Below are 25616 nucleotides of genomic sequence, written 5' to 3' on the forward strand. Positions count from 1 at the left end.
GGGGGCCGGGGGGCCGGTGTTGGCGCCGCGCTACCCCCCCGAGCGGCGCACCCGCCCGGGGGGCCTCCCCCTGCCCCCCACCCGCGGGAGGGGCACCCACCAGGGGGGCGCGGGGGGCCCTGCGGCCCCCCACTATCCTGTTCTGAGTCGTTCGCGCAGCACGTCGATCGGCAGCAACGTGCCGGCCTCCTCGTAGTGCCAGAAGGTCCAGCCGTTGCACGAGGGCGCATCCTGCACGGCGGCCCCGACGCGATGGATCGATCCGCGCACGCTGCGTGTCCGCACCGTCCCGTCCGCCGCCACCTCGGCGCTGACGCGCCGGTGCCGGTCCCACAGCCGCGCCCCCGGCGCCAGCAGCCCGGCCTCCAGCAGCGCGCCGAACGGCACCCGCGGCGCCTCGCGCTTCGACGGTGTCGCCGTCAGCGTCTCGTCCGCCACCGGATCGATCGCGGCGATCCGCGCCTCGGCCGCCGCCGCATAGCCCTCGTCGCGCTCAATACCGATGAAGCGCCGGTTCAGCCGCCGCGCCACTGCGCCGGTGGTGCCGGTGCCGAAGAACGGATCGAGGATCGTCTCGCCAGGCTGCGTGCTCGCGAGGATCACCCGGTGCAGCAGCGCCTCGGGCTTCTGGGTCGGGTGCAGCTTGCGTCCCTCCGGCCCCTTCAGCCGCTCCGCCCCGGTGCAGAGCGGCAGCGTCCAGTCGCTGCGCATCTGCAACTCGTCGTTCAGCGCCTTCATCGCATCGTAGTTGAAACGGTATCGCGCCTCCTTGTCCCAGGCCGCCCAGATCAGCGTCTCGTGCGCGTTGGTGAAGCGCCGGCCGCGGAAGTTCGGCATCGGGTTGGACTTGCGCCAGACGATGTCGTTGAGGATCCAGAAGCCGAGATCCTGCAGGATCGTGCCGATGCGGAAGATGTTGTGGTAGCTGCCGATCGCCCAGAGCGTGCCGTCGCGGCGGAGCACGCGGCGCGCTTCCGCGAGCCAGGCGCGCGTGAACGCGTCATAGGCGGCAAGGTCGGGGAAGCGGTCCCACGCCTCGTCCACCGCATCGACCAGGCTGTCGTCCGGCCGGCGCAGCTCGCCCTGGAGCTGGAGGTTGTAGGGCGGATCGGCGAACACCGCGTGTACGGAGGCGGGCGGCAGCGACCGCATCACGGAGATGCAGTCGCCGCGCTGCACGCGGTCGAGCGGCAGGTCGAGCTGGCGGCCCATGGAACCCTCGGCGCCACCAGGACGGCGGCGAAGCGCGCATCCTGCGAATCGGCGGAGTCCGCGTCAATCGGCGAGGCGCGCGGCGTCCACGGGGGCGAAGCCGCGCCGGTGATGGGGTGTGGCGCCGAAGGCTACGAGCGCGGCGCGGTGCGTCGGCGTCGGATAGCCGCAATTGGTCGCCCAGCCGTAGTCGGGCCAGCGCGCGTCAAGCCGCCGCATCGCCCGGTCGCGCAGCACCTTCGCCACGATCGAAGCCGCGGCGATCGACAGGCTGACGCGGTCCCCGCCGACCACGCAGCGCACTGCGCAGTCGAAGGAGGGCCCGCGATGACCGTCGATCAGCACCATGTCGGGCGCGGGAGCGAGCCGCGCGACCGCGCGCTGCATCGCCAGATAGGTCGCGCGGAGGATGTTCAGCCGACCGATCTCGGGCACGGATGCCGCACCCACCCCGATCGCCACGTGCCCCTCGCGCCGGGCCGCGTCTAGCAGTCGATACGCCGCCTCGCGCTGCGCCCCGCTCAGACGCTTGCTGTCGTCGATCCGCCGCGCGAGCGCAGCATCGGGACGAACGAGGAACATCACCGCGGCGGCGAAGACCGGCCCGGCGAGTGGGCCGCGCCCCGCCTCGTCCACCCCGGCGATGCGGCCGGCGGCCGCCGCTTCCAGCTCCAGCACCAAGTCGGGGCGGCGTCTCATCCGCCCGCCTGCGCGGCCGCCGCCTGGCTCTCGAGCGCGGCACGCAGGCCGGGATCGAGATTCAGCCGGTGCGCCAGCGCATCGAGATAGGCGCGCTCGGCCGGGTGGTCGGGTGTGGCGGCGAGCCGCGCGGCGAGCCAGAGCTCGGCCGCCTGCTCGGGAGTGGCGGCGGCGGAGGCGATCGCGGCCGGGTCGGACGGCGCGTTCATCGCCTGGAAGATCGCGGCCTTCTCCTCGGCGCCGAGGCCCGATCGCTCGACCGCCTCGAAGATGCGACGGCTCTCCTCGGCATCGACATGGCCATCGGCCTTGGCGGCGCCGATCATTCCCCGGATCAGCGCAAGCGCGAAGGGCTGGCCGTCCGCGCCGGTGGTGGCATGCGGCAGGAAGCGCGCATCGGTCGCGGCGATCTCGCCCGGCTGGGGCGGGGCGGCGGGTACGGCCTGGCCCTGCTGCCAGGACTGCCAGGCGCGAAAGGCGAGCGCGCCGAGCGCGGCCGCGCCGCCATAGCGCGCGACCGTGCCGGCCTTGCCGCCGACCAGCAGCGCGAGGAGCCCGGCGCCGGAGGCCGCACCCGCGAGCCCGCCCGGCACGCCCATGCCGGCGAGCGTCTTGTCGGCACCGGAGAGGGCGCCGGCGGCACGGTCGGCCGTGCCGGCACCGAGGAAGCGGTCGAGAAGAGCCTTGGGGTCGATCATGCCCGATTCATACCCGGCCCGGACCGAGTCAGGCCAGCAGTCCCGCGACGAAGTGAGCGAGCCCCGTCTGGCGGGTCCGCTTCAGCCGCTCGGCTGCCAGGATCGAGCGCACGGCGGCGACCGAGAGGTCGAAGTCGCGGTTCACCACCACGTAGCCGTACTCGTCCCAGTGCGCGATCTCGGACGCCGCGCGGTCCATGCGTCGGGCGACCGTCGCGTCATCGTCGAGCCTGCGCGCGCGCAGCCGCCGTTCCAGCTCGGCCATCGAGGGCGGCAGGATGAACACCGACACGACGTCTTCGGGCAGGGACTCGCGGATCTGGCGTGTGCCCTGCCAGTCGATGTCGAACAGCAGGTCGCGGCCGTCGGCGAGGGCAGCCTCCACCGGCGCGCGCGGCGTGCCGTAGCGCGCGCCGAACACCTCGGCGTGCTCGATCAGCCGGCCTTCTCGTGCGGCGGCCAGGAAGGTCGCCTCGTCGACGAAATGGTAGTCCTTGCCGTCCACCTCGCCATCGCGTGGGGCGCGCGTGGTGAGCGAGACCGAGAGGCCGAGATTGGCGTCAGTCACGCGCAACGCCCGGCCGATCGAGGTCTTGCCACCGCCCGAGGGCGAGGAGAGCACCAGCAGCAGGCCGCGCCGCGCGATTCCGTCACTCAAGGTTCTGCACCTGCTCGCGGAACTGTTCGATCGCGGCCTTGAGCGCGAGCCCGGTGGCGGTGAGCGAGGGGGCGGCCGCCTTGCTGCACAGCGTGTTGGCCTCGCGGTTGAACTCCTGGGTCAGGAAGTCGAGCCGCCTGCCGACCAGCGCGCCTTCTGCGAGCAGCGCACGCGCCTGGGCGATGTGCGCGTGCAGCCGGTCGATCTCCTCGCGCACATCCGCCCGCGCGGCGAGCAGCGCCACCTCCTGCGCGAGCCGCTCCTCCGGCAGTTGCGGCACCTGGTCGAGCATTCCCTGCAGCGCGGTCGTCAGCTTGTCGCGCAGCGCGGCGGGCTGGGTGGCGGCGTCGGCCTCGGCCGTCGTCACCAGCGCCTCGATCTCGTCGAGCTTCGCCGCCAGCACCGCGCCGATTCGGCTGCCCTCCTCGCGCCGCGCCTCCGCCAGCGCCTCGATCGCGGCACGGAAGCTTGCGGCGATCGCGCTGCGCCGCGCCTCCTGGACCGCCTCGTCCTCCTCCTCCGCCGCGGGCGGACGCAGCACGCCCGGAAGGGCCAGCACGGATTCCGCGGTGGGCGCGGGGCTGTCAGGGATGCGCGCGCGCACCTGCTCGACCAGGGCGAGTGCCGCGTCCAGCGCCGCCGGATCCAGCGTCGGGCGTGAAGCCGCCTCGTCGTGCCGCACCGTCAGCGCGGCCGAGATGTTGCCGCGCCGGATCAGCTTCTGTGCGGCGTCGCGCAGCGCGGGCTCGACCGCGTCGAGACCGTTCGGCAGGCGGAACCGGACATCGAGGCCGCGCCCGTTCACGCTCTTCACCTCCCACACCCAGGCGATGCCGTGGTCCTCGCCGCGGTGGCGCGCGAAGCCGGTCATCGAGGCGAGCATGGGGGAGGGGTCTGGCATGGGGTGGCGCGTTGTAGCCGCGGGGGGCCAGGATGGGAAGCGAGGGCAGGACGGCGAGAGCCGCGGCCCGAAGGAGCGGGATGATGACGGATGGCGCCGGCGGACGGAGGATCGATCAGGCGTCGCGGGTGATCGCCGCGTCGCCACAGGCCATCTACCGCGCGTTCGTCGACCCGGCGGCCTGGGGGCGATGGCTGCCGCCCGAGGGCATGACGGCGCGCATCGACGCCTTCGATGCGCGACCGGGCGGAACCTACCGGATGGCGCTGACCTACGCCGGAGCCGACCACGCGACGCGCGGCAAGACCTCGCAGGACACCGATGTCGTCGAGGGACGGTTCGTCGAGCTGGTGCCGGACGAGCGGATCGTCCAGCGCGTCACCTTCGTCTCCGAGGATGCCGCATTCGCGGGCGAGATGACGATGACGTGGAGTCTCTCGCCGACGCCTGGCGGAACGAGGGTGACGATCACCTGCGAGGATGTGCCGGAGGGAATACGACCGGAGGACCACGACATCGGGCTGCGCTCGACGCTCAGCGGGCTTGCGGCCTTTGTCGAATGATCACATGACGACATCCGACCATCCAACCCCGTGCTTCGGCTCGGTGCTGATCACCGGCGCCTCCTCGGGGCTCGGCCGCGCCCTTGCGCTGGCCTGCGCCGCACCCGGCACGGTGCTGCATTGTTCCGGCCGTGATGCGGCTCGCCTCGCCGAGGTCGCACAGGCGGCGCGGGACAGGGGCGCAGAGGTACGCGAGGCCGTGCTCGACGTGCGCGACGCCGACGCGATGGCGGCGTGGATCGCCGGCGCCGGCCGGCTCGATCTCGTCATCGCCAATGCGGGAATCTCGGCCGGCACGGGTGGAGGCCAGGCCGAGACGGCCACCCAGACCAGGGCACTTGTCGAGACCAATCTGCTTGGCGTTATGAGCACGGTGCATCCCGCACTCGCGGCGATGCGCGTCCAGGCGCGGGGGCCGGACGGCGTGCGCGGGCGGATCGCGGTGATCGCCTCGATCGCGGGCTTCGTCGCCGCTCCCGGCGCGCCGGCCTACTGCGCGACCAAGGCTGCGGCCGATACCTGGACCGTCGCCACCGCCGCGGTCGCGGCGCGCGACGGCGTCGCGATGACCAGCGCCTGTCCGGGCTACATCCGCACGCCCATGACCGCCGGCAACCGCTTCCCGATGCCGGGGCTGATGGACGCCGAGCGCGCCGCCGCGATCATCCTGCGCGGCGTTGCGCGCGGGCGGCGGCGCGTGGTGTTCCCGTGGTGGCTCGGCCTGATGGCGCGGCTGGTGGGCCTGCTGCCCCCGCGCCTCTCGGCTGCGGTGCTCGGCAGACCGGAGGGCAAGGCGCCGCTGGCCTGATCGGTCAGTCCAGCAACCCGCGCGTGCGGATCGCCGCCGCGACCCGCGCAGCCTCGTCGAGCGGCGTGACGGCGAAGGGCCGCTCCGCCAGCCGCAACGGCCGGACCCGGCCCGCAGTCATCAGGCTCTCGATCATCCGCTCGTGCCGGCCGCGTTCGCGCGTGGCGACGAACACCGGTGCCGCGGTAGCGGCCGCCTCGGCGAGCATCGAGACGGAGTCGCCCGTCACCACGATCGCATCGGCGAGCGCGAGATAGCCGAGATACGGGTTCGGCCCCGCATCGCCCCAGCGGAACAGATGGTTCGGACGGTCCGCAAGCGCCGCGGCGATCAGCGCCGTCGCCTCCGTCCCGGTGCGCCGGCTGGTCGTCACCATCAGCGACGCCTCGGGGAACCGCCGCCGCACGCGCGGGATCAGGCGCGACGCCGTCTCGCGGTCGAGCCCCTCGGCGCGCACAGGCCCGCCGACCAGCACCGCGACGCGCGGCGCGGGCAACGCGGCGAGCTCGGCCCATTCCCCTCGCGCCCGCTCCAGCACGGCCGCCGAGACGCGGTGGCACGCCCCGACGATCTCCAGCACGTTCGATACCGGCGCCGGCCGGTCGTGTCCGCCGACCACCAGCAGGTCGAACCGCGAGGCGCCGAAGCCCGGGCGCATCGCATGCACCGTGCGCACGCCGCGCCGGCCGAGCCAGAGCGCGACCGGCGCCGACCGCCGCCCCGCGGAAATCACGAGCTTCGGCCAGGGCGGGGCGATCCGTGCGCGCGCGCCGGCGTCGAGCCCCGCGAGCGTCGGCCACGGCCACGGCACCCGCGCGAGCGCCGACCAGCCGAGCGGCACCACCCGGAACGGCGCGCCCAGCCGTTCGGCGATGCCCAGCGCCTGGTTCGCTGTCCCCGGCCGCGGATCGGCCAGCACCCAGACCGGCTCGGTTGTGCCCCCGTTCACGCGCGGCTACGTAGGCTGATCCGCTCGAAGGGGACCCGCATGTCCGACCGTCACGCCTCCGACTGGGACCGCGACGCGGCGCTGATCACCGCCCGCATCCTGCTCGACATCAAGGCTGTCAATTTCCGCCCCGAGGAACCCTACACCTTCACCTCGGGCTGGAAATCGCCCGTCTATATCGACTGCCGCAAGATCATCTACTTCCCGCGCGCGCGCACCAAGATCAGTGACCTCGCGGTCGAGAAGATCGGCCGGCATGTCGGCTACGAGACCTTCGACGTGGTGGCGGGCGGCGAGACCGCCGGCATTCCCTTCGCCGCCTGGATCGCGGATCGCATGCTCACGCCGATGGTCTATGTGCGCAAGAAGCCGAAGGGCTTCGGCCGCAACGCGCTGATCGAGGGCGACGTGCCCGAGGGCCAGCGCACCCTGCTGGTCGAGGATCTCACCACCGACGGGCAGTCGAAGATCCGCTTCTGCCAGGCGCTGCGCGACGCCGGCGCGATCGTCAACCACACCTTCGTGGTGTTCTACTACGGCGTCTTCCCCGGCAGCTTCGAGCAGCTCAAGGCGATGAACATCGGCCTGCACCATCTCTGCACATGGTGGGACGTGCTCGAGGTCTGCCGCGCGCACCCCTATTTCAGCGACGCGGCGCTGGCCGAGGTGCGCAGGTTCCTCGACGACCCCGTGTCCTGGTCGAAATCGCATGGCGGCATCGGCAGCGCCGAGGAGGCGCGCGCGAAGGAGGAGGCGTGAGTGTGCTAGGCTCGCACGTGCACAGGAGGCGGACGCATGAGCGCCATGGTGAAGCGGACCGTTGAACTGCCGGAGCAGGTCGATCGCGCGATCGACCAACTGGCCCGCGCGCTCGACCGGCCCGCGGACTCCGTGGTCGCCGAAGCCCTCGCGAGCCACGCCGCGCAGACCTTCGCGCTGATGGCGCGCCTTGCCGAGGCCGAGGCGGATGCCGCCGCCGGCCGCACCGTCTCGCACGCAGAGGCGATGGCGCGCCTCGATTCCCTGATCGCCGGCATCAGGCCCGACACGGCACGGTGAGCCTGCGCTGGACCGACGGTGCCTTGGCCGAACTGCTCGATGCGGTCGCCTTCATCGCCCGGGACAATCCCCACGCGGCAATCCGCATTGCCGCACGCATCCGCCGCAGCGCCGGACAACTCGACGGCCTCCCCTTTCTCGGCAAGACTGGACGCCGGCCCGGCACGCGCGAACTCGCCGTCGCTGGTACTCCCTACACGATCGTGTACAGTCTGACCGGCGAGGACGTGCTCATCCTTTCGGTCTGGCACGGAGCACGCGCATGGTCCTACGGACAGCCCTGACCGCCCTTGCCCTGCTCGCCCTCCCCGTGGCGGCACAGGCGCGTGACCAGCTCACCATCGGCCTCACCCAGTACCCGGCTACGCTTCATCCCTCGATCGAATCGATGGCGGCGAAGTCCTACGTGCACGGCTTCACGCTACGCCCGATCACCACCTACGACGCGGATTGGCGGCTCGCCTGCATGCTCTGCACCCACCTGCCGACCATCGAGGGCGGCGACGCCGTGCGCGAGACCGCCCCCAACGGCAACCCCGGCATCCGCGTCACCTACCGCCTGCGCGAGAACGCCCGCTGGGGCGACGGCACGCCGATCACCGCCGAGGACATCGTCTTCGCCTGGGAGGCCGGGCGCGAGCCCGCCACCGGCATGGGCCCGGCCGAACTCTACCGCTCGCTCCATCGGATCGTTGTCGTCGATCCGCGCACCGTCACGCTGCACTTCGACAAGCTCACCTTCGCGTACAACGCCATCAACGACCTCCGCCCACTTCCCGCGCATCTCGACCGCGCGATCTGGCAGGAGGACGCGCGCGCCTACCGCACCCGCACCCTCTACGACCGCGACCCCACCCGCCCCGGCCTCTGGTCCGGCCCCTACCGCGTCGCCGCGCTGACCACCGGCGCCTCGGTCACGCTCGAGCGCAACGAGCAGTGGTGGGGCGATCCACCCGCCTTCCGCCGCGTCGTCATCCGCACCATCGAGAACACCACCGCGCTCGAAGCTGCCCTGCTCGCCGGCCAGATCGACATTATCGCGGGTGAACTCGGCCTCACCCTGGATCAGGCGATCGCGCTCGAACGCCGCGCCGGCAACCGTTTCCGCATCCACTACCAGCCCGGACTGATCTACGAGCACATCGATCTCAACCTGGACAATCCCGCCCTCGCCGACGGCCGTGTACGAGAGGCGCTGCTGCGAGGCATCGACCGCAAGCAGATCGTCGAACGGCTGTTCGACAACCGCCAGCCGGTCGCGCACTCCTTTGTCAACCCGCTCGACTGGATGCACGACGAGTCGCTGCCGACGACTCCCTTCGATCCCGACGGCGCGCGGCACCTGCTCGAACAGGCAGGCTGGCGCCCCGGCCCCGACGGCATCCGCCGCAACGCCGCCAGCGAGCGCCTCTCCTTCGAGCTCATGACCACCGCCGGCAATCGCTCCCGCGAACTGGTCCAACAGGTGCTGCAAGGCATGTGGCGCCAGATCGGCGTTGACGTACGCATCCGCAACGAACCGCCGCGCGTGTTCTTCGGCGAGACCGTCTCCAAGCGCCGCTTCCAGGCCATGGCGCTGTTCGCCTGGATCTCCTCGCCCGAGAACGTGCCGCGCACGACGCTCCATTCCACCGAGATTCCCACGGAGGCACGCAACTGGTCCGGCCAGAACTACACCGGCTTCCGCAACCAAGAGATGGACGACCTGATCGAGAACCTGCCGCTCACACTCGACCGCGACGAACGCAAGCCGATGTGGCGCCGCGTGCAGGAGATCTACATGACCGAACGGCCGGTGCTGCCGCTGTTCTTCCGCTCCGACGCTCATGTCTGGCCGCGCTGGCTCGATGGCGTGCGGCCGACCGGACACCTCGCGCCGTCGTCGATGTGGGTCGAGCAGTGGCGAGTTACGCAATGAAGAACGCAGGGGCTCCGCCCCTGCACCCCGCTGGGGCCTGAGGCCCCAGACCCCCCATCCATGCTCAGACTGATCGGCCAACGCCTCCTCCAGAGCGCCGTCACCGTCGCCATCCTGTCCTTCGCCGCCTACGCGCTGATCGGACTCATGCCCGGCGATCCGATCGACCTCGCCATCGCCGGCGACCCGCGCCTTTCCGCCGAGGACGCGGCACGGCTGCGCGCCCTGCACGGGCTCGACCAGCCGCTCGTCAGCCGCTACCTCGCCTGGGCGGCAGGCGCGCTGCAAGGACAGTTCGGCTTCTCGCGCCTCTTCGCCGCGCCCGCCCACGAGGTGCTCGGCAACGCGCTGCTGAACTCGCTCGCGCTGCTCCTGCCGACCACCATCCTCTCGGCGCTGATCGGCGTCAGCTTGGGCATCCTCGCCGCCCGCCGCCCGCGCGGCGCGCTCGACTACGCCGTCAACGCCATCGCCTTCGCCGGCATCTCCATGCCATCGTTCTGGCTCGGCATCCTGCTCATCATCCTGTTCGCCGTCACCCTCGGCTGGCTGCCCGCCGGCGGCCCGCCCGACAGGCCGGGGCTCGCCGCCTGGCTCAGCCACCTCGCCCTGCCCGGGCTGACCCTCACCGTGCTCGGCCTCGCGAGCTACGCGCGCCAGACCCGCGCCGCCATGATCGACGCACTGCGCAACCTCTACATCCGCACCGCCCGTGCCAAGGGCGCCCCCGAACGCCGCGTGATCCTCAACCACGCGCTGCCCAACGCCTCGATCCCGATCATCACCGTCGCCGGGCTCGACTTCGCCACCCTCGTCTCCGGGGCGCTGATCGTCGAAGCCGTGTTCGCCTGGCCGGGCATGGGCAAGCTCATCTACGACGCCATCCTCGGCAACGACTACAATCTCGCGCTGCTCGCGCTGATGCTGACCGCGATCGTGACGCTGCTCGCCAACCTTCTCGCCGACCTCGCGCAGCTGGCGATCGACCCGCGCATTCGCTCATGAACAGCCGCGCGCTGACCCGCTTCCTCGCCCACGGCGCCGGGGCCGCCTCGGCCGTGATCCTGCTCGGCCTCGCGCTCGCGGCCCTCGCAGCACCGCTGGTCGCCGACGTCATGGGCCACGACCCCTTCACGCCCGACCTGTTCAACCGGTTCCAGCCCGCCTCCGCCACGCACCCGCTCGGCACCGACGAACTCGGCCGCGACCTGCTGCTGCGCCTGCTCTACGGCGCGCGCGTCTCGCTCACCGTTGGCCTCGCCGCCGCACTTGCCTCCGCCGCCATCGGCCTTGCGATCGGGCTCGCCGCCGCCTGGTTCGGCGGCCTGATCGACGCTGTGCTCATGCGCCTCGCCGACGGGCTGATCGCGCTGCCGGCGCTGCCGCTCCTGATCGTGCTCGCTGCCGTCGATCCCGGCCAGCTCGGCCTGCCGCGTGACGTCGCCGCGCTCGACCTGATCCGCATCGTCGTCATCATCGCGATCTTCGGCTGGGTGAAGGTCGCGCGCATCACGCGCGGTGCCGCCCTCTCGATCCTGCGCATGGACTATGCGCGCGCTGCGGTCGCACTCGGCGCCTCGACGCCGCGCCTGCTGTGGCGCCACGTCGCGCCAAACCTCGCCGCGCATGTCGCGGTCGCGACCACGCTGACGGTCGGCAATGTCATCCTGGTTGAGAGCGTGCTGTCGTTCCTGGGCCTCGGCATCCAGCCACCCATCCCCTCCTGGGGCAACATGCTCGCGAACACGCAGGAGCTGGTGTTCGCCGCCCCGATGGCCGCCGTCTGGCCGGGACTGGCGATCTTCATCACCGTGGTCGCCACCAACTTCGCTGGCGATGCGCTCGCTGATGCGCTCGATCCCCGCGCGGAGCTCAGCCGCGGCTGAACTGCAACAGAAACTTCGCCGCAGCGTCACCAAGCTTCCTTCGCTCCCCGAATACAACCGATACGCGCGCTCAGCGCGTACAATCGAAGGGAGCGATCGATGACTGACCAGATCACCGTCGTCCATGACGACGGCGAGGGCGATGAGCCCGTCTGCAACACCTCCGCCAACCCCACCTTTGCCGCCATCATCCAGACGCGGCTGTCGCGCCGCGGCGCGCTGCTCGGTGGGCTGACCGCCGCGCTCGGCGCGATGTTCGTGCAGCCGGGCACGGCCGCGGCCCAGGCCGCCGCACCGTCCGAGGCGATGCTCGGCTTCGCCGCCGTGCCGGTCTCCGAGACCGACACCATCGTCGTGCCGCCCGGCTACACGGCGCGCACCATCACCGCCTGGGGCGAGCCGATCACTGGTGCCATGCCGGCCTTCAGCCCGAGCAACACCGGCGCCGAGCAGGCGCAGCAGATCGGCCAGCACCATGACGGGATGCATTTCTTCCCGATCGAGGGCCGCTCGCCCGACCAGGGCTCGTCGACCGACGGCCTGCTGGTCATGAACCATGAGTATGTCGAACCGCGCTTCCTGCACGCCTCGATGCGCGGCGGCAAGTACAGCGCCAGCGCCGTGCGCCTTGTCGGCGGCAAGCGAGACAGCGACGAGGTGCTGAAGGAGCTGAACGCCCATGGCGTGGCGGTGGTGCGCATCGCGCAGCAGGCGGATCGCACCTGGAAGGTCGTGCCCGACCCGCGTAATCGGCGCATCACCGGGCTCACGCCGATGGAGATCGGCGGCCCCGTGCGTGGCAGCGCCTTCGTGCGCACCAAGTACAGCCCCGAGGGCACGCGCACGCGCGGTACACTGAACAACTGCGCGCACGGCGTGACGCCCTGGAACACCTACCTCACCTGCGAGGAGAACTGGGCCGGCTACTTCCGCAACGGCACGGTGGTGGACCAGAAGCCCGACCTGCCGCGCGAGCACGCCCGCTACGGCGTACGCACCGAGCGCTCGCGCTACGCCTGGGACCTTGCCGTTAGCGGCGCAGACGAGTTCGCCCGCTTCGACGCGACCAGCCGCGGCACTGACGCGACCCAGGACTACCGCAACGAGCCCAACGCCTTCGGCTGGGTCGTCGAGTTCGATCCGTTCGATCCGAACAGCGTGCCGGTGAAGCGCACCCATCTCGGCCGCTTCGCCCATGAGGGCGTGGTGTTCGGCCCGGTGGCCGAGGGCAAGCCGGTGGCCGCCTATGCCGGCGACGACGCGATCAACGAATACATCTACAAGTTCGTCTCGGCGCGGCCCTATCAGGCGGCGAGCGCGACCGGCGCGCTGCTGGATGAGGGCACGCTTTACGTGGCGAAGTTCAACGACGACGGCACTGGCGAGTGGCTGGCGCTGGCGCCTGGCCAGAACGGGCTGACCCCCGAGAACGGCTTCGGTTCGCTCGCCGAGATCCTGGTCAACACCCGTGCGGCCGCCGACAAGGCGGGGGCGACCAAGATGGACCGGCCCGAGTGGGGCGCGGTCGATCCGCGCGACGGGCGGGTGTACTTCACCCTCACCAACAACTCGCGCCGCGAGGAGAACCAGGTGAACGCCGCCAACCCGCGCGCGCGCAACCTGTTCGGCCACATCATCCGCTGGCGCGAGGCGAATGACGACCACGCGGCCACGCGCTTCACCTGGGACCTGTTCGTGATCGCCGGCCCGCAGGACAACAGCCGCGACCTCGCCGGCCAGCCGCTGACCGCCGACAGCATCTTCGCCTGCCCCGACGGGCTCTGGTTCGACGCCGCCGGGCGGCTCTGGATCCAGACCGATATCGGCGAGAGCGCGATGAACCGCGGGCCGCTCGCGCCGTTCGGCAACAACCAGATGCTGGCAGCCGATCCGGTCAGCGGCGCGATCAAGCGCTTCCTCACCGGGCCGCGCGGCCAGGAGATCACCGGCGTGATCACCACGCCGGACCGGCGCACCATGTTCATCAACGTGCAGCATCCGGGCGCCACGACCTCGGCCGATGACTTCGAGGCCGGGCGGCTGACCAGCCACTGGCCGGACGGCGAGGGCGTGCCGCGCTCGGCGACCGTCGTGATCACCAAGGACGACGGCGGCATCATCGGCACGTGACTCGGGCCGTCCCCTCACCCTGACCCTCTCCCACCACGGTGGGAGAGGGAATCCTGTGGCGAGGTGCGTGCCCTCTCCCGCCGCGCGGGAGAGGGACAGGGTGAGGGGCTATCCCCCGATCGCCCCGCCCGCTTCGCGCGCGATCGCAATCACCGTGGTGCGCGGCGGCACGGCCGGCTCGAAGGCCGGCCAGCGCGTCGCCGGGCGGGTGAAGTCGGCCCCGTCCTCGGCACCCGGCGTGCGCACGGCGCTGAACAGCGTCGCGGCATCCGGCGACAGCCGCACCCCGCCGATGCGCGCCGCGCGCGGCGCGGCGTAGAGCAGGTTCAGCACGCCGCGGCTCGCCCCGGCGGCGGTGCCGCACACGTAGATCCCGTCGGCGATCCCGGTCGTGCGCTGGAGCGCACCCTGCGCCGTGCCGATCAGCAGCCGGCCGCGCGGATCGACCTCCAGCACCGCCGGTGCGGCCAGCCAGACCTGGGTGCCGGTGCCGTAGCGCGCGGTCGCACCCGGCTGGCGCGGATCGCCGCCCAGGATCAGCACCGCGCCCGAGGCCGTCTCCGCCGCGTGGTCGCCGTTCGCGGGCCGGATCTCCACCACGTGGCCGAACGAGTTGATCGCGCGCGGGTTCAGGGCGTCGCTGCGCCCGCCGCGCTGCGGATTGCCGCGGCAGGCGAGGAAGAGCCGCCCGTCCGGGTGCACCGCGAGCCCGGCCGGCCGGTCGAACGGCGTCGCCCCGGCAGCCTGCGCGGCCGCGCGGGCATCGATCAGCGCCTCCGCCGTCGCAGGCAGCGGGCGCCACGTCAGCGTCGCGTTCTCGACCCGCGCGACCGCGAGCTGGCCCTCGTCCAGCAGCGTCGTATTGGCCTCCGCGCCTTCGCCATCGGGCGCGCGCGCGGCGATGAAGCGGTAGAGGAAGCCGTCGGCCCGCGCCTCGCTCAGATAGAGCACCGGCCTGCCGTCGGCGGCACGCGCGACCGCGACGTCGTCCTTGGCGAAACGCCCGGGCGCGGTGTGCTTGACCGGCACCGAGGTCGGGCTCAGCGGATCGAGCTCCACCAGCCAGCCGAACCGGTTCGCCTCGTTGCCCACGCCACCGCGCCACGCGGCGAGCTCGGCGGTTGCGTCGCCTTCGGCCAACAACACCGTGCCCCAGGGAGTGCTGCAGCCGCCCTCGGCGCGCAGCACGCCGCGCGCGGCCGTGCCGGAGGGATCGTCCCCGGTCTGCAGGCGCGCGTTGCTGGCCGCCGGCCCGGCGAAGCGGCAAAGCGTGGTCGCGGTGATGCGGCGCGCCTGATACCCGCCGTCGACGATCACCCAGCGGCCGCCCGCCCACATCAGGTTGATCAGCGAGGCCCCGACCATGCCCTGCTCGACCGGCGGCATCGCCTGAAGCGAGGGGAAGGCCATCGCCGGATCGACCCGCGCATGGGTCGCAACCAGGATCAGCCGGGGCACGTTGTCCGCCGCTGTCGGCGCCGGGCGCACGGCGACCACGCGGCCGTCCCAGCCGAACTGCGCGGCGGCCGCATCGGGCGTCGGCACATTCGGGTTCCAGGCGGGCGCGTCGAACGACACCCGGTCGCCCCAGCGGATCAGCACGTCGCGCCGGTAGCCGCGCGCGATCCGGTCATCCAGCATCACCGGCTGGCTGACATCCGCGACGTCCGAGACGATCGACTGCGCAAGCGCCGGGGCCGCGACCGCCGCGGCACCCGAGGCGAGCAGGGCGCGGCGGTTCAACATCAGTCCTCCTCGATCGGTGGCGGAGTGTGAACGCGCACCGGCGGGACGGGTTCCGTCCAGCGCTCGATCTCGACGAGACACGACTGCGCGACCGGCCCCTGGCCGAGCCGGGACGTGCCCTCGTCGCGCGTCAGCACGTTCGGGTTGCCGTGCACGCAGAGCGCACCCGGCGCGCCCGGCTCGAGCGGATCGAGCCAGGCACCGGTCGCCATCGCCACCACACCGGGGCGGACCCCCTCCGTCACGACCGCGCCGCCGAGACAGGCGCCGCGGTCGTTGAAGATGCGCACCACGTCGCCCGTCTCGATGCCGCGCGCGGTGGCATCCACCGGCCCGATCAGGATCGGCTCGCGCCCCGCCACCTTCGAGGCGAGGCTGACCCGGCCCTGGTCGAGCTGCCCATGCAGCCGGGTCGCCGGCTGGAACGACAGCAGATGCAGCGGGAAGCGCGCGGCCTCCGGCGCGCCGAGCCACTCCCTGGGCTCCATCCACACCGGATGGCCCGGGCAGTCGTCGTAGCCGAAGCCCGCGATCGTTTCGGAGTAGAGCTCGACCTTGCCCGAGGGCGTGTTCAGCGGCTCGGCGTAGGGGTCCTCGCGGAACCCCTCGAACAGCACGAAGGGGCGCTCGGGCGGGGTGAACTCCAGGTGGCCCGCGTCCCAGAACCCGTCGAAATCGGGCGTCTCGACGCCGGCGGCGGTCCAGCCCGCGCGCTCGGTGTCGTAGAGGTGGCGCAGCCACGCGCCCTCGTCGCGCTGCTCGGTGTAGCGCTCGCGCACGCCGAGCGCATCACAGATGTCGGCGAAGATCGCGACGTCGTTGCGCGCCTGGCCCTGCGCCGGCACCGCCTGCTTCATCGCCATCACGAAGCGGTCGCGCGAACTCGCGCCGATGTCGTTGCGCTCCAGCGTGGTGGTCGCCGGCAGCACGATGTCGGCGTGTCGGGCGAGGGCGGTCCACCACGGCTCGTGCACGACGATCGTCTCGGCGCGTGCCCAGGCGCGCAGCAGCCGGTTGAGATCCTGATGGTGATGGAACGGATTGCCGCCCGCCCAGTAGATCAGCTTCGTGTCGGGATAGGTGATCCGCTTGCCGTTGTACTCGCAGATGTCGCCCGGCTTCTCCAGCATGTCGGTGACGCGCGCGACCGGGATGAACAGCCCCGTTGGGTTGCGCCCGGCCGAGAGCGCGGGCACCGGCAGGTCGTGGCGCGGATTGCCCACGCCGTTGATCGAGCCGTAGCCGAAGGTGAAGCCGGTGCCGGGCTTGCCGATGCCGCCGGTGATCGCGGCGAGTGCCACCGTCATCCAGTAGGGCTGCTCGCCGAAGTCCTGGCGCTGGATCGACCAGGCCGAGGTGATCATGGTGGGTTCGGTGGCGATCGCGCGCGCGAGCTCCACGATCGTCTCGGCCGAGACTCCGGTGATCGGCGCGGCCCACTCGGGCGTCTTCGGCAGCCCGTCGGACTCGCCGAGGATGTAGGCGCGCAAGGTCGGCCAGCCGACGCAGTGGGTGGCGAGGACGTCCTTGTCCTCGCGGCCTTCCGTGACGATCACATGGGCCATCGCCAGCATCAGTGCGGTGTCGGTGCCGGGGCGGATCGGCAGCCACTGGGCGCGAAGGAAATCCGGCGTGTCCTGGCGCAGCGGCGAGACGTTGACGATGCGCAAGCCGGCCGCGCCCGCCTCGCGCAACCAGCGTCGGTACTGGCCCTCGCCGGCGCCGCCCGAGCATACCTCGCCGTTCTTCAGCGGCAGCCCGCCGAAGCAGAGCAGCACGCGTGCGTTGGCGATGATCGAGGGCCAGTCGGTGGCGGGGCCGGTGATGCAGTCGTTGGTGCCGACGATGTGCGGCATCAGCGTCATGCCGGCGGCGTAGGAGTAGTTGGTGAGCTGGCCGGTGCAGCCGCCGAGCGCGTTGAGGCAGCGATGCAGCTGCGTGCGCGCGTGGTGGAACCGCCCCGCACTCGACCAGCCATAGGAGCCGCCGAAGATCGCAGTGTTGCCGTGCGCCTGCCGCACCCGGTCGAGCTCGCCCGCGACCAGCCGGATCGCGGTGTCCCAGTCCACCGGCACGAACGGATCGCCGCCGCGCAGGTGCCCTGCGCGCTGCCCGGCAAGCCAGCCCTTGCGCACATAGGGTCGGTCGATGCGGCACGGCGCGTGGATGATGTCGGGCACGCTCTCGATCAGCGAGCCGGGGAAGCGGTCGCGCGCGAACGGCCGGACGGCGGTGACGCGCCCGTCCTCGACCAGCGCGTCGAAGGCGCCCCAGTGGCTGGAATGGGGAACGGCGACGGTCATGGGCGGGGCCCTCCTCAGGCGGGGTCAGGATCACCATGCGCGGCGGGCCAACGCAAGCCCCGGGCCCGGGGTTCCGCACGCTCGGTTGCGCGCCTAGACTGGCCACCAGCCAAGGAGAACCCGATGACCCCGCCCTATGCCGCCAACAGCGCTGCTGCACGCGACGTCGCCAACGTGCTGCACCCCTACACCGACCTGAAGTCGCATCTCGACACCGGGCCGCTGGTGATCGCACGCGGCAAGGGCGTGCGCGTCTGGGACGATGCCGGCAAGGAATACATCGAGGCGATGGCGGGGCTGTGGTGTGCAGCCCTCGGCTTCGACAACGAACGGCTGGTGCAGGCCGCCGTGAAGCAGATGCGCGAGCTGCCCTACTACCACGGCTTCACCGGCCGGTCGCACACGCCGATGATCGATCTCGCCGAGATGCTGATCCAGCGCGCCCCTGTGCCGATGAGCAAGGTGTTCTTCGCCAATTCCGGCTCGGAGGCGAACGATTCGGCGATCAAGATGATCTGGTATGCCAACAACGCCTGGGGCCGGCCGCAGAAGAAGAAGATCATTGGTCGCGTGCGCGGCTATCACGGCATCACCATCGCGTCGGGCTCCGCCACCGGCCAGGCGGCCAACCACAAGGCGTTCGACCTGCCGCTGCCGGGCTTCATCCACACGCTCTGCCCGACCTACTACCACGAGGGCAGGGAAGGCGAGACCGAGGAGCAGTTCAGCCTGCGCTGCGCCGAGGAGCTCGAGACGCTGATCCTCGCCGAGGGGCCCGACACGATCGCGGCGATGTTCTGCGAGCCGATCATGGGCGCGGGCGGCGTCGTCGTGCCGCCGCGCGGCTACTTCCAGGCGATCCAGAAGGTGCTGAAGAAATACGACATCCTGCTGGTCGCCGACGAAGTGATCTGCGGCTTCGGCCGCACCGGCAACTACTGGGGCACCCAAACCTATGGCATGGAGCCCGACATCCTGGTCTGCGCTAAGGCGCTGTCGAACTCGTTCCTGCCGATCTCGGCGGTGATGGTGAACGAGCGGGTGTTCGACGGGCTCGCGGCCAAGAGCCACGAGATCGGCACCTTCGGCCACGGCTTCACCTATTCCGGCCACCCGGTGCCGGCGGCGGTGGCGATCGAGACGCTGAAGATCTACGACGAGATCGACATCGTCGGGCATGTGCGCGAGGTCGGCGCGCATTTCCAGGCGGAGCTGCGCCGCCGCTTCCAGGACCATCCGCTGGTCGGCGAGGTGCGCGGCATCGGCCTGATCGGCGCGGTCGAGCTGGTCGAGGACAAAGCCAAGCGGCAGAACTTCGCCCCTTCCCGCAAGGCCGGCGCGAAACTCGTCAAGCTCGCCGAACAGCACGGTCTGATCAGCCGCGCGATGGTGCTCGACAGCATCGGCTTCTCGCCGCCGCTGGTGATCACCAGGGCCGAGATCGACGACATGCTCGACCGGTTCGGCCGGGCGCTCGACGAGCTCGCCGTGCAGCTCCGCCGCGAGGCGATCGCGCCGGTGGGGTAAGGCCCTGCCGGCAGCGCAACGGTTGCGCTGCCGGGCGGTTAGCCGTGAATTAAGGAGCCGCCGTCATCGTCCCCGCCATCAAGGAAGGCGGAGTTGACGATGACGGCGCTGAGGAACCTGCCGATTGCCGGGAAGCTTGCCCTGTCGGCAGGCGTGACATTGCTGCTCATGGCGGCGCTGGTGGTGGGCGTGATGCGCGGCCTCGACCTGATCGAGGGCGCGGGCCAAGCCCATGCCGAGGCGGTGGCCCACGAGTCGCAGGCCCGCGGGGCGATCGCCTCGCTCCGTTCGGCCCCGACCTTCAGCCGCGACATCCAGGTGGCGCAGTCCGTGCCCGCGATCGACACGGGGGAGCGTGGTGCCGTCGCGGCCGCCCAGGAGGCGACCGCGGCACTCGCCCGCATCGCCGCCGACGAGACCGATGCCGCGCGGCGCAGCCTGGTCGCCGAGACCACCGCGGCGGTGGAGCGCTACGTTGGGGCCGTGCGCGGCCTGGCTGCGATGCGGCGCGAACAGATCACGCTGCGCGACGAGCAGTTCATCCCGGGCGGCGAGACCTTCGCCTCGCGCCAGGAGGCGACGATCGCCGGCGCGGAGCTCGACGGGCTCGATCCGGTGACCGAGGGCGAGCTGAAGAACCGCCTCGCCGGCGTCGGCACGGCGGTCGCCGACCTGCGCATCGCCACCACCCAGTATCTGGCCACCGGCGAGGACATCCAGGCGGTGATCCTGCGCCGGGCCGGGCTGACCGCGCGCGCCGCGATGGACGGCGCGTTGCAGATCAACGTTTCGAACGGGCTCGCCGGCGAACTCCGGACCCTCGACGAGGCGCTGCGCTCCCTGTCCGACACGGCCCAGGGGCTCGCCGCGATCTCCGCGCGCATGCTGGCGCATGAGCGTGAGCAGACCGAGCCCGCGCGGGTCGAGGCCGAGGCGGCGCTCGCCCGGCTGGTGGCGGCGTATTTCACGCAGCAGGAGGCGATGGACGCGGCCGCCGAGGTGGCGATGGCCGATGTGCATCAGGTGCTGGTGTGGCTTGCCGCGGCGATCGCGGCGCTGATGGTGCTCGGCGCCTTCCTGACCTCGCGCGCGGTGGCGCGGCCGATCCGTGGCATCACCGAGGCCCTGGCGCGCATCGCCGCCGGCGAGACCGCGTTCGCGGTCGGCTTCCAGGGCCGCAAGGACGAGATCGGCCGGATGGCCGAGGCGACCGAGCGGCTGAAGGGCGAGGTCGAGCGCGCGTTTGCCCAGGGGCAGATGCTCGAGCAGCTGCCGACCGCGGTGATGGTGGCCGATCCGCGCCAGGATTTCCGCATCAGCTACGTGAATGCCGAGACACGGCGCCTGTTCGGCGGTCTCGAAGATGTGGTGAAGGTCAGGGCCGATGCGCTGGTCGGGCAGACCATCGACGTGCTGTATCGCGATCCGGCGCCTATGCGCGCGATCATTTCCGATCCGGCGCGGCTGCCGCATGCGGAGCGTATCAAGGTCGGGGAGGAGACGATTGCGCTGCGCGTGAGTGCCCTGACCGACCAGCACGGCGGCTATGCCGGTGCGATGCTGACCTGGACCGTGATCACGGCTCAGGCGCGCATGGCCGACGACTTCGAGGCCTCGGTGGGCAAAGTGGCGCGTTCGGTTGCCGCCGCGGCCGAGGGCATGAAGGGCACCGCCGAGTCGCTCTCCGAGGTCGCCTCCGATACCGGCAAGCGGGCGGTCGCGGTGGCGGCCGCCACCGAGCAGGCGAGCAGCAACGTGCAGACCGTCGCCGCATCGGCCGAGGAACTCGCGGCCTCGGTGCAGGAGATCAGCCGCCAGGTGGCCGAGAGCACGGCGATCGCCTCGCGCGCCGCGTCCGAGGCGGAGGCCACCGACGCCACCGTGAAGGGGCTGGCCGAGGCGGCGGCAAAGATCGGCGACGTGGTGCGGCTGATCAGCGACATCGCCGGCCAGACCAACCTGCTGGCGCTGAACGCGACGATCGAGGCGGCGCGCGCTGGCGAGGCGGGCAAGGGCTTCGCGGTGGTGGCCTCGGAGGTGAAGAATCTCGCGTCCCAGACCGCCAAGGCGACCGAGGAGATCGCCGCGCAGATCACCACGATGCAGGGGGCGACGGATGCCGCGGTGGGGGCAATCCGTTCGATCGGCGAGACGATCGGCCGGATGAACGCGATCGCCGCTTCGATCGCGGTGGCGGTGGAGCAACAGGGTGCGGCGACGCAGGAGATCGCGCGGTCCGTGCAGCAGGCGGCCGTGGGCACCTCGGAGGTGTCGGCGACGATTGGCGGGGTGACGCAGGCGGTGGATCACGCGGGCGGCCAGGCCGCGCAGGTGCTGGACGCCGCGAACGCGTTGACAGGCGAGGCGGCAACGCTTCAGACGGAGGTGGTGCGCTTCCTGACGGCGATCCGCGCGGCGTAGTCAGACGATCCGATCGGGGGGCTCGCGCCCGGCGAACACCGCGTCGAGATTGTCGAGCGCGCGGAACCCCATGGCGTTGCGCGCCTCGACGGTGGAACTGCCGAGATGCGGCAGCAGCACCGCGTTCGCGCACTCCAGATAGCCGGGATCGAGGCGCGGCTCGTTCTCGTACACATCGAGCCCGGCGAAGGCGACGTGGCCGGTCTTCAGCGCCGCGATCAGCGCCGCGTCGTCCACCAGGCTGCCGCGGCCGGTGTTCACCACCACCGCGCTGGGGCGCAACAGCGCGATCCGCTCGGCGTTCAGCCAGCCGCGCAGGCTCTCGCCGCCGGGAGCCGTGAGCGCGAGGATGTCGATCGCCGTCAGCATCGAGGCCGGGTCGCTGTGATAGGTCGCGCCGTCCTCCAGCGCCGGCTCGAGCCGGCTGCGGTTGTGGTAGTGCACCTCCATCAGGAAGCCGCGCGCCATGCGCGCGACCGCCCGGCCGATCCGTCCCATGCCGAGGATCCCCAGCTGCTTGCCGCTCACCTGCATGCCGAGCAGCTGCGTCGGCGCCCAGCCCTGCCATTGCCCCGAGCGCACCAGCCGCTCGCCCTCGCCGGCCCGGCGCGCGGCGGCCAGGATCAGCAGCATGGTCGTCTCGGCGGTCGCCTCCGTCAGCACGTCCGGTGTGTTGGTCACGACGATGCCGCGCGCCTTCGCCGCGTCGAGGTCGATGTGGTCGAGCCCAACCGAGAAGGTGGCGATCGCGCGCACCGTCGCGGGCAGACGCGCGATCGTCTCGGCATGCAGCGGATCGCCGGCGGCGCAGAGGATCGCCTCGGCCCCTTCGCCAAGGCGGACCAACGCGTCGGCGGCGAGCACCACGTCCTCCGGGTTCTCGACCACAACAGCGTAGTCGCGCCGCGCCCGCGCCACCACGTCGCGCGGGAAGACGCGGGTCAGCAACAGCGCGGGCTTCCGGGCCGGACGCATGGCAGGGCGCTCCTCGGGACGTCGGTCCGTCTGCCTGTGCCAGCAGACCTGCCTTCGTGTCCAGGCCGGCCGTCGGGGCGAACCATCGCCGGGCAGTCCGCGCTTGACAGGGTCGATCAGCGGTATACCCTGCCCCTAGACCGAACGGTCTAGACTATATACGCAACAAAGGGAGGCGACGATGCGAGTTGCCAAGGATGACGTCGATGTCCGGCTGCAGGTGCCTGGCGTGACGCTGCGTCAGCGCATGGACTTCGGCGACGCGAGCGGGTACGGGAAGATCAGCGGCGAGTACTTCACCCTTGCCGCGGGCGTCGACACCACGCCGCTGTTCCAGGGACTGAAGGGGAACCACTGCCACTGCCCGCACTGGGGCTTCGTCCTGCGCGGACAGATCACCACGACCGACGCGGCGGGCACCGAGGAGACGGTCAGCGCCAATGACCTGTTCTACTGGCCGCCCGGCCACAATGTGCGGGTCGATGCCGACGCGGAGATCATCATGTTCAGCCCGCAGCACGAGCACAGCCACGTGATCGACCACTTGATCGAGAAAACGAAGGGCTAGGAGCCCAAGCCGGCGCCCGGAGCGGCCTGTCCGCTCAGGGCGCCGAAGCCGGCGAATGCCAGCACCGCGCATGAGCAGCACCCGGCGCATGCCGACCGGACCGGAATGATCCACGCGACCAAGCAGCGCCTGCTCGAGGCCGGCCTGCGCATGCTCCTGGAACACGGCTACAACGATCTCGGCATCCAGGCCCTGCTTGCGGCGACGGACACGCCGAAGGGCTCCTTCTACCACCACTTCCGCGACAAGGAGGATTTCGCGCTCCAGGTCGTCGACGCCTACATGGCGCAGGTCCATGCGGGTCTCGATGCCTGCCTGCACGACCAGAGCCGCCCGCCGCTCGCTCGGGTGCGACGCTTCTTCGAGCTGACGGAGCAGAAGTACCGCGAGGAGGGCTACATGGGCTGCCTGCTCGGCGGGCTCGGTCAGGAGCTGTCGGGGGTCAGCGAGGTGTTCCGGCGCAGGATCGAGCGGTGCTTCGCCGCGATCGCCGAGCGCATCGCCGCCTGCATCGAGGAGGCCCGTCGCCGCGGTGAGGTCCCGGCCGCGTGCGATGCGCGCCAGATGGCCGACATCCTGGTGGACTGCTGGGAGGGCGCGGCCCTGCGCAGCCGCCTGCGTCGCAACCCCGCATCGCTGAACGCGATGCTGGACTTCTACATCCGCTCCCTCGCCGCGCGCTGACGGCCGCGCCGCAGTGCCGGCATGCCCGCCCGCCCCCTTGCCCCCTGGGGCTCGGGGCGTAGGATGCACGGCTTCTCGACCGGGGAGCGGACATGGATCTCGGATTGAAGGGCAGGCGCGCGCTCGTGATGGGCGCGTCCAAGGGCTTGGGCCGCGCGATCGCCGAGGCGCTGTCGGCGGAAGGTGCCACCGTGACGGTGGCAAGCCGCGACGAGGCCGCGCTGAAGGCACTCGCCGAGGGGCTGAGCGCAAAGAACGGCGTGCCGGCCTTCGCGATCAAGGCGGATGTGGCGAACGAGGCGGGCATGGACGCGCTCGCCGACGAGGCGGTGCTGCGCATGGGCGGGGTCGATGTGCTGATCCTGAACCATGGCGGCCCGCCCGTGGGCCCCGCGCTCGACCTCTCGCTCGACGAGCTGAAGGCGCAGTTCGTCAAGATGGTGGTGGCGCCGATCCGCCTCGCGATGCGGCTGCTGCCCGCCATGCGCGAGCGCCAATGGGGCCGCATCATCACCGTCGGCAGTTCGGGCATGGTGCAGCCGCTGCCGAACATGGTGCTGTCGAACACGCTGCGCGCGTCGATCGTCGGCTGGAACAAGACCCTCTCGGCCGAGGTCGCGGCGGACGGCGTGACCTGCAACATCCTCGCCCCCGGCTCGATCCTGACCGACCGCACGCGCGATACCGCCGGCGCGCGCGCGAAGAAGGAGGGGATCTCGATCGAGGAGGCAATGAGCAGGGTCGCCGCCGGCATTCCGGCCAAGCGCTACGGCACGCCGGAGGAGTACGGCGCGGTCGCCGCCTTCCTCGCCTCGGAGAAGGCGTCCTACGTCACCGGCAGCATCATCCGCGTGGACGGCGGCAACGTCCGCGTGATGTGACGCGATGCGACCAGAAGCGATCGAGCCCGATCTCGCGCTCGCCGAGCACCTGTTCGACCGACTACGCGCGGCAAGCCTCGATCCGCCGGGCGTCACACGCGATGCCTACGGTGCGGGTGAGGAGGGCGCGCACGCGATCTGCACCGAGGCGGCGCGCGGCTGCGGCCTGGAGATCACGCGCGACTTCGCCGGCAACACCTATGCGACCCTGCCGGGTGCCGATCGCAACGCGCGCACATTGCTGATCGGCAGCCATCTCGACTCCGTGCGCCACGGCGGCAATTTCGACGGTGCGGCCGGCGTGATCGGCGGTCTCGCCGCACTCGCGGGGCTGCGCACGGCGGGCGTACAGCCCGGCGCCGATGTCGCGGTGATGATGACGCGGGCCGAGGAGACGGTGTGGTTCCCGATTTCCTTCCCCGGCTCCAAGGCCGCGCTCGGCCGGCTGCCGCCCGAAGCGCTCGATCTCCGCCGCAGCGACACCGGCCGCACGCTGGCCGAACACATGACCGAACTCGGCTTCGATCCGGCGGCGATCCGGGCCGGCAAGCGTCACCTCGATCCCGCGCGCGTGGTCGGCTTCGTCGAAGCGCATATCGAACAGGGACCCGAGCTGATCGAGGTCAATCGCGCGATCGCGATCGTCCCCTCGATCAGCGGCGGCTACCGCTTCCGCAACGCCGTGATCCACGGCGGATACGCGCATGTCGGCGGGGCGCAGAAACACGTGCGGCGCGATGCGGTCGCCGCACTCGCGCACATCATCGCCGGGCTGAACGCGGAGTGGGACCGGCTGGATGACGCCGGGCACCGCATCATGGTTACGTTCGGCGTGATCGGCGTCGATCCGGAATGGGCGACCTGGAGCCGCGTGCCGGGCGAGGCACGCTTCACGCTGGACATCCGCGGTGTCGATCTGCCCGCGCTCGCGACCATGCGCGCGCGGCTCGACGCGCTGATCGCCGAGGCCGAGGCGAAGCATCGCGTGCGCGTCGCGCTCGGCGCCGACACCTCGCCGCAGCCGGGCTTC

General features: G+C 71.5%; 24 protein-coding genes. 15 read left to right on the plus strand and 9 right to left on the minus strand.

Annotated features, from left to right (window positions below):
* Positions 1 to 132: 132 nt before the first annotated feature.
* The 5 genes from ACTIFU_RS11430 to ACTIFU_RS11450 all read right to left on the minus strand — a co-directional run bounded on the left by ACTIFU_RS11430 (position 133) and on the right by ACTIFU_RS11450 (position 4168).
* The gene (locus ACTIFU_RS11430) at positions 133 to 1212 is read right to left on the minus strand and encodes a site-specific DNA-methyltransferase (protein WP_439578434.1); all 1080 of its coding nucleotides are present in this window, start codon (positions 1210 to 1212) and stop codon (positions 133 to 135) included.
* A 63-nt stretch (positions 1213 to 1275) separates the two neighbouring features.
* Positions 1276 to 1911, minus strand: a complete 636-nt coding sequence (locus ACTIFU_RS11435; protein WP_439578435.1) for a ribonuclease HII — start codon at positions 1909 to 1911, stop codon at positions 1276 to 1278.
* Entirely contained in the window at positions 1908 to 2609 is a 702-nt protein-coding gene (locus tag ACTIFU_RS11440; protein WP_439578436.1) for a tellurite resistance TerB family protein, read from the minus strand. Before ACTIFU_RS11440 ends, ACTIFU_RS11435 begins: the two co-directional genes overlap by 4 nt.
* A gap of 28 nt (positions 2610 to 2637) precedes the next feature.
* Positions 2638 to 3267, minus strand: a complete 630-nt coding sequence (gene gmk, locus ACTIFU_RS11445; protein ID WP_439578437.1) for a guanylate kinase — start codon at positions 3265 to 3267, stop codon at positions 2638 to 2640.
* Complete coding sequence (locus ACTIFU_RS11450; RefSeq protein ID WP_439578438.1) at positions 3260 to 4168, minus strand: YicC/YloC family endoribonuclease; 909 nt, start codon at positions 4166 to 4168, stop codon at positions 3260 to 3262. The genes gmk and ACTIFU_RS11450 overlap by 8 nt, the downstream gene beginning before the upstream one ends.
* A gap of 83 nt (positions 4169 to 4251) precedes the next feature.
* On the opposite strand from ACTIFU_RS11450, the gene ACTIFU_RS11455 reads away from it, so the two are divergent.
* Both ACTIFU_RS11455 and ACTIFU_RS11460 read left to right on the plus strand, forming a co-directional pair.
* Positions 4252 to 4731 (plus strand): SRPBCC family protein, encoded by a 480-nt coding sequence (locus ACTIFU_RS11455; protein WP_439578439.1) that lies wholly within the window; start codon positions 4252 to 4254, stop codon positions 4729 to 4731.
* 4 nt (positions 4732 to 4735) lie between these two features.
* Entirely contained in the window at positions 4736 to 5539 is an 804-nt protein-coding gene (locus ACTIFU_RS11460; protein ID WP_439578440.1) for an SDR family NAD(P)-dependent oxidoreductase, read from the plus strand.
* A 4-nt stretch (positions 5540 to 5543) separates the two neighbouring features.
* Here the strand turns inward: ACTIFU_RS11460 and ACTIFU_RS11465 are convergent, their stop codons facing one another.
* The gene (locus tag ACTIFU_RS11465) at positions 5544 to 6488 is read right to left on the minus strand and encodes a mitochondrial fission ELM1 family protein (protein ID WP_439578441.1); all 945 of its coding nucleotides are present in this window, start codon (positions 6486 to 6488) and stop codon (positions 5544 to 5546) included.
* A 39-nt stretch (positions 6489 to 6527) separates the two neighbouring features.
* Between ACTIFU_RS11465 and ACTIFU_RS11470 the strand changes: the two genes are divergently transcribed.
* From ACTIFU_RS11470 to ACTIFU_RS11500, 7 genes are all read left to right on the plus strand, one after another.
* Complete coding sequence (locus ACTIFU_RS11470; RefSeq protein ID WP_439578442.1) at positions 6528 to 7247, plus strand: orotate phosphoribosyltransferase; 720 nt, start codon at positions 6528 to 6530, stop codon at positions 7245 to 7247.
* Positions 7248 to 7283: 36 nt separating this feature from the next.
* Positions 7284 to 7547, plus strand: coding sequence for a hypothetical protein (locus tag ACTIFU_RS11475; RefSeq protein WP_439578443.1), 264 nt, complete (start codon positions 7284 to 7286; stop codon positions 7545 to 7547).
* Positions 7544 to 7831 carry a type II toxin-antitoxin system RelE/ParE family toxin gene (locus ACTIFU_RS11480; RefSeq protein WP_439578444.1) on the plus strand — a complete coding sequence of 96 codons (288 nt, stop codon included), beginning with the start codon at positions 7544 to 7546 and terminating at the stop codon, positions 7829 to 7831. The genes ACTIFU_RS11475 and ACTIFU_RS11480 overlap by 4 nt, the downstream gene beginning before the upstream one ends.
* Positions 7810 to 9465, plus strand: a complete 1656-nt coding sequence (locus ACTIFU_RS11485; RefSeq protein WP_439578445.1) for a peptide ABC transporter substrate-binding protein — start codon at positions 7810 to 7812, stop codon at positions 9463 to 9465. The genes ACTIFU_RS11480 and ACTIFU_RS11485 overlap by 22 nt, the downstream gene beginning before the upstream one ends.
* 60 nt (positions 9466 to 9525) lie before the next feature.
* The gene (locus tag ACTIFU_RS11490; protein WP_439578446.1) at positions 9526 to 10470 is read left to right on the plus strand and encodes an ABC transporter permease; all 945 of its coding nucleotides are present in this window, start codon (positions 9526 to 9528) and stop codon (positions 10468 to 10470) included.
* Positions 10467 to 11351 carry an ABC transporter permease gene (locus tag ACTIFU_RS11495; RefSeq protein ID WP_439578447.1) on the plus strand — a complete coding sequence of 295 codons (885 nt, stop codon included), beginning with the start codon at positions 10467 to 10469 and terminating at the stop codon, positions 11349 to 11351. The genes ACTIFU_RS11490 and ACTIFU_RS11495 overlap by 4 nt, the downstream gene beginning before the upstream one ends.
* A gap of 99 nt (positions 11352 to 11450) precedes the next feature.
* Complete coding sequence (locus ACTIFU_RS11500; RefSeq protein WP_439578448.1) at positions 11451 to 13481, plus strand: PhoX family protein; 2031 nt, start codon at positions 11451 to 11453, stop codon at positions 13479 to 13481.
* A 108-nt stretch (positions 13482 to 13589) separates the two neighbouring features.
* Here ACTIFU_RS11500 and ACTIFU_RS11505 read toward each other — a convergent pair whose 3' ends face one another.
* A complete protein-coding gene (locus ACTIFU_RS11505) occupies positions 13590 to 15227 on the minus strand; it encodes a PhoX family protein (RefSeq protein ID WP_439578449.1) in 1638 nt (545 codons plus the stop codon).
* A complete protein-coding gene (locus ACTIFU_RS11510; RefSeq protein WP_439578450.1) occupies positions 15227 to 17530 on the minus strand; it encodes a molybdopterin-dependent oxidoreductase in 2304 nt (767 codons plus the stop codon). Before ACTIFU_RS11510 ends, ACTIFU_RS11505 begins: the two co-directional genes overlap by 1 nt.
* A gap of 123 nt (positions 17531 to 17653) precedes the next feature.
* On the opposite strand from ACTIFU_RS11510, the gene ACTIFU_RS11515 reads away from it, so the two are divergent.
* Both ACTIFU_RS11515 and ACTIFU_RS11520 read left to right on the plus strand, forming a co-directional pair.
* Positions 17654 to 19057, plus strand: coding sequence for an aspartate aminotransferase family protein (locus tag ACTIFU_RS11515; protein ID WP_439578451.1), 1404 nt, complete (start codon positions 17654 to 17656; stop codon positions 19055 to 19057).
* 99 nt (positions 19058 to 19156) lie between these two features.
* Positions 19157 to 21478: a methyl-accepting chemotaxis protein gene (locus ACTIFU_RS11520; RefSeq protein ID WP_439578452.1), complete on the plus strand. Its 2322-nt coding sequence runs from the start codon at positions 19157 to 19159 to the stop codon at positions 21476 to 21478.
* On the opposite strand, the gene ACTIFU_RS11525 is transcribed toward ACTIFU_RS11520, so the two are convergent.
* On the minus strand, positions 21479 to 22453 hold the full coding sequence (locus tag ACTIFU_RS11525; RefSeq protein ID WP_439578453.1) for a 2-hydroxyacid dehydrogenase: 975 nt from the start codon (positions 22451 to 22453) through the stop codon (positions 21479 to 21481). It lies immediately after the preceding gene.
* 181 nt (positions 22454 to 22634) lie between these two features.
* On the opposite strand from ACTIFU_RS11525, the gene ACTIFU_RS11530 reads away from it, so the two are divergent.
* The 4 genes from ACTIFU_RS11530 to ACTIFU_RS11545 form a co-directional block, all read left to right on the plus strand.
* Positions 22635 to 23021 (plus strand): hypothetical protein, encoded by a 387-nt coding sequence (locus ACTIFU_RS11530; protein ID WP_439578454.1) that lies wholly within the window; start codon positions 22635 to 22637, stop codon positions 23019 to 23021.
* A 105-nt stretch (positions 23022 to 23126) separates the two neighbouring features.
* Complete coding sequence (locus ACTIFU_RS11535; protein ID WP_439578455.1) at positions 23127 to 23705, plus strand: TetR family transcriptional regulator C-terminal domain-containing protein; 579 nt, start codon at positions 23127 to 23129, stop codon at positions 23703 to 23705.
* A 92-nt stretch (positions 23706 to 23797) separates the two neighbouring features.
* The gene (locus ACTIFU_RS11540) at positions 23798 to 24586 is read left to right on the plus strand and encodes an SDR family oxidoreductase (protein WP_439578456.1); all 789 of its coding nucleotides are present in this window, start codon (positions 23798 to 23800) and stop codon (positions 24584 to 24586) included.
* Between the two features lie 4 nt (positions 24587 to 24590).
* The coding region (locus ACTIFU_RS11545; RefSeq protein ID WP_439578457.1) for a M28 family peptidase at positions 24591 to 25616 on the plus strand (1026 nt) is incomplete at its 3' end.

Source organism: Elioraea sp., assembly GCF_051860475.1.
Lineage (GTDB): Bacteria > Pseudomonadota > Alphaproteobacteria > Acetobacterales > Acetobacteraceae > Elioraea.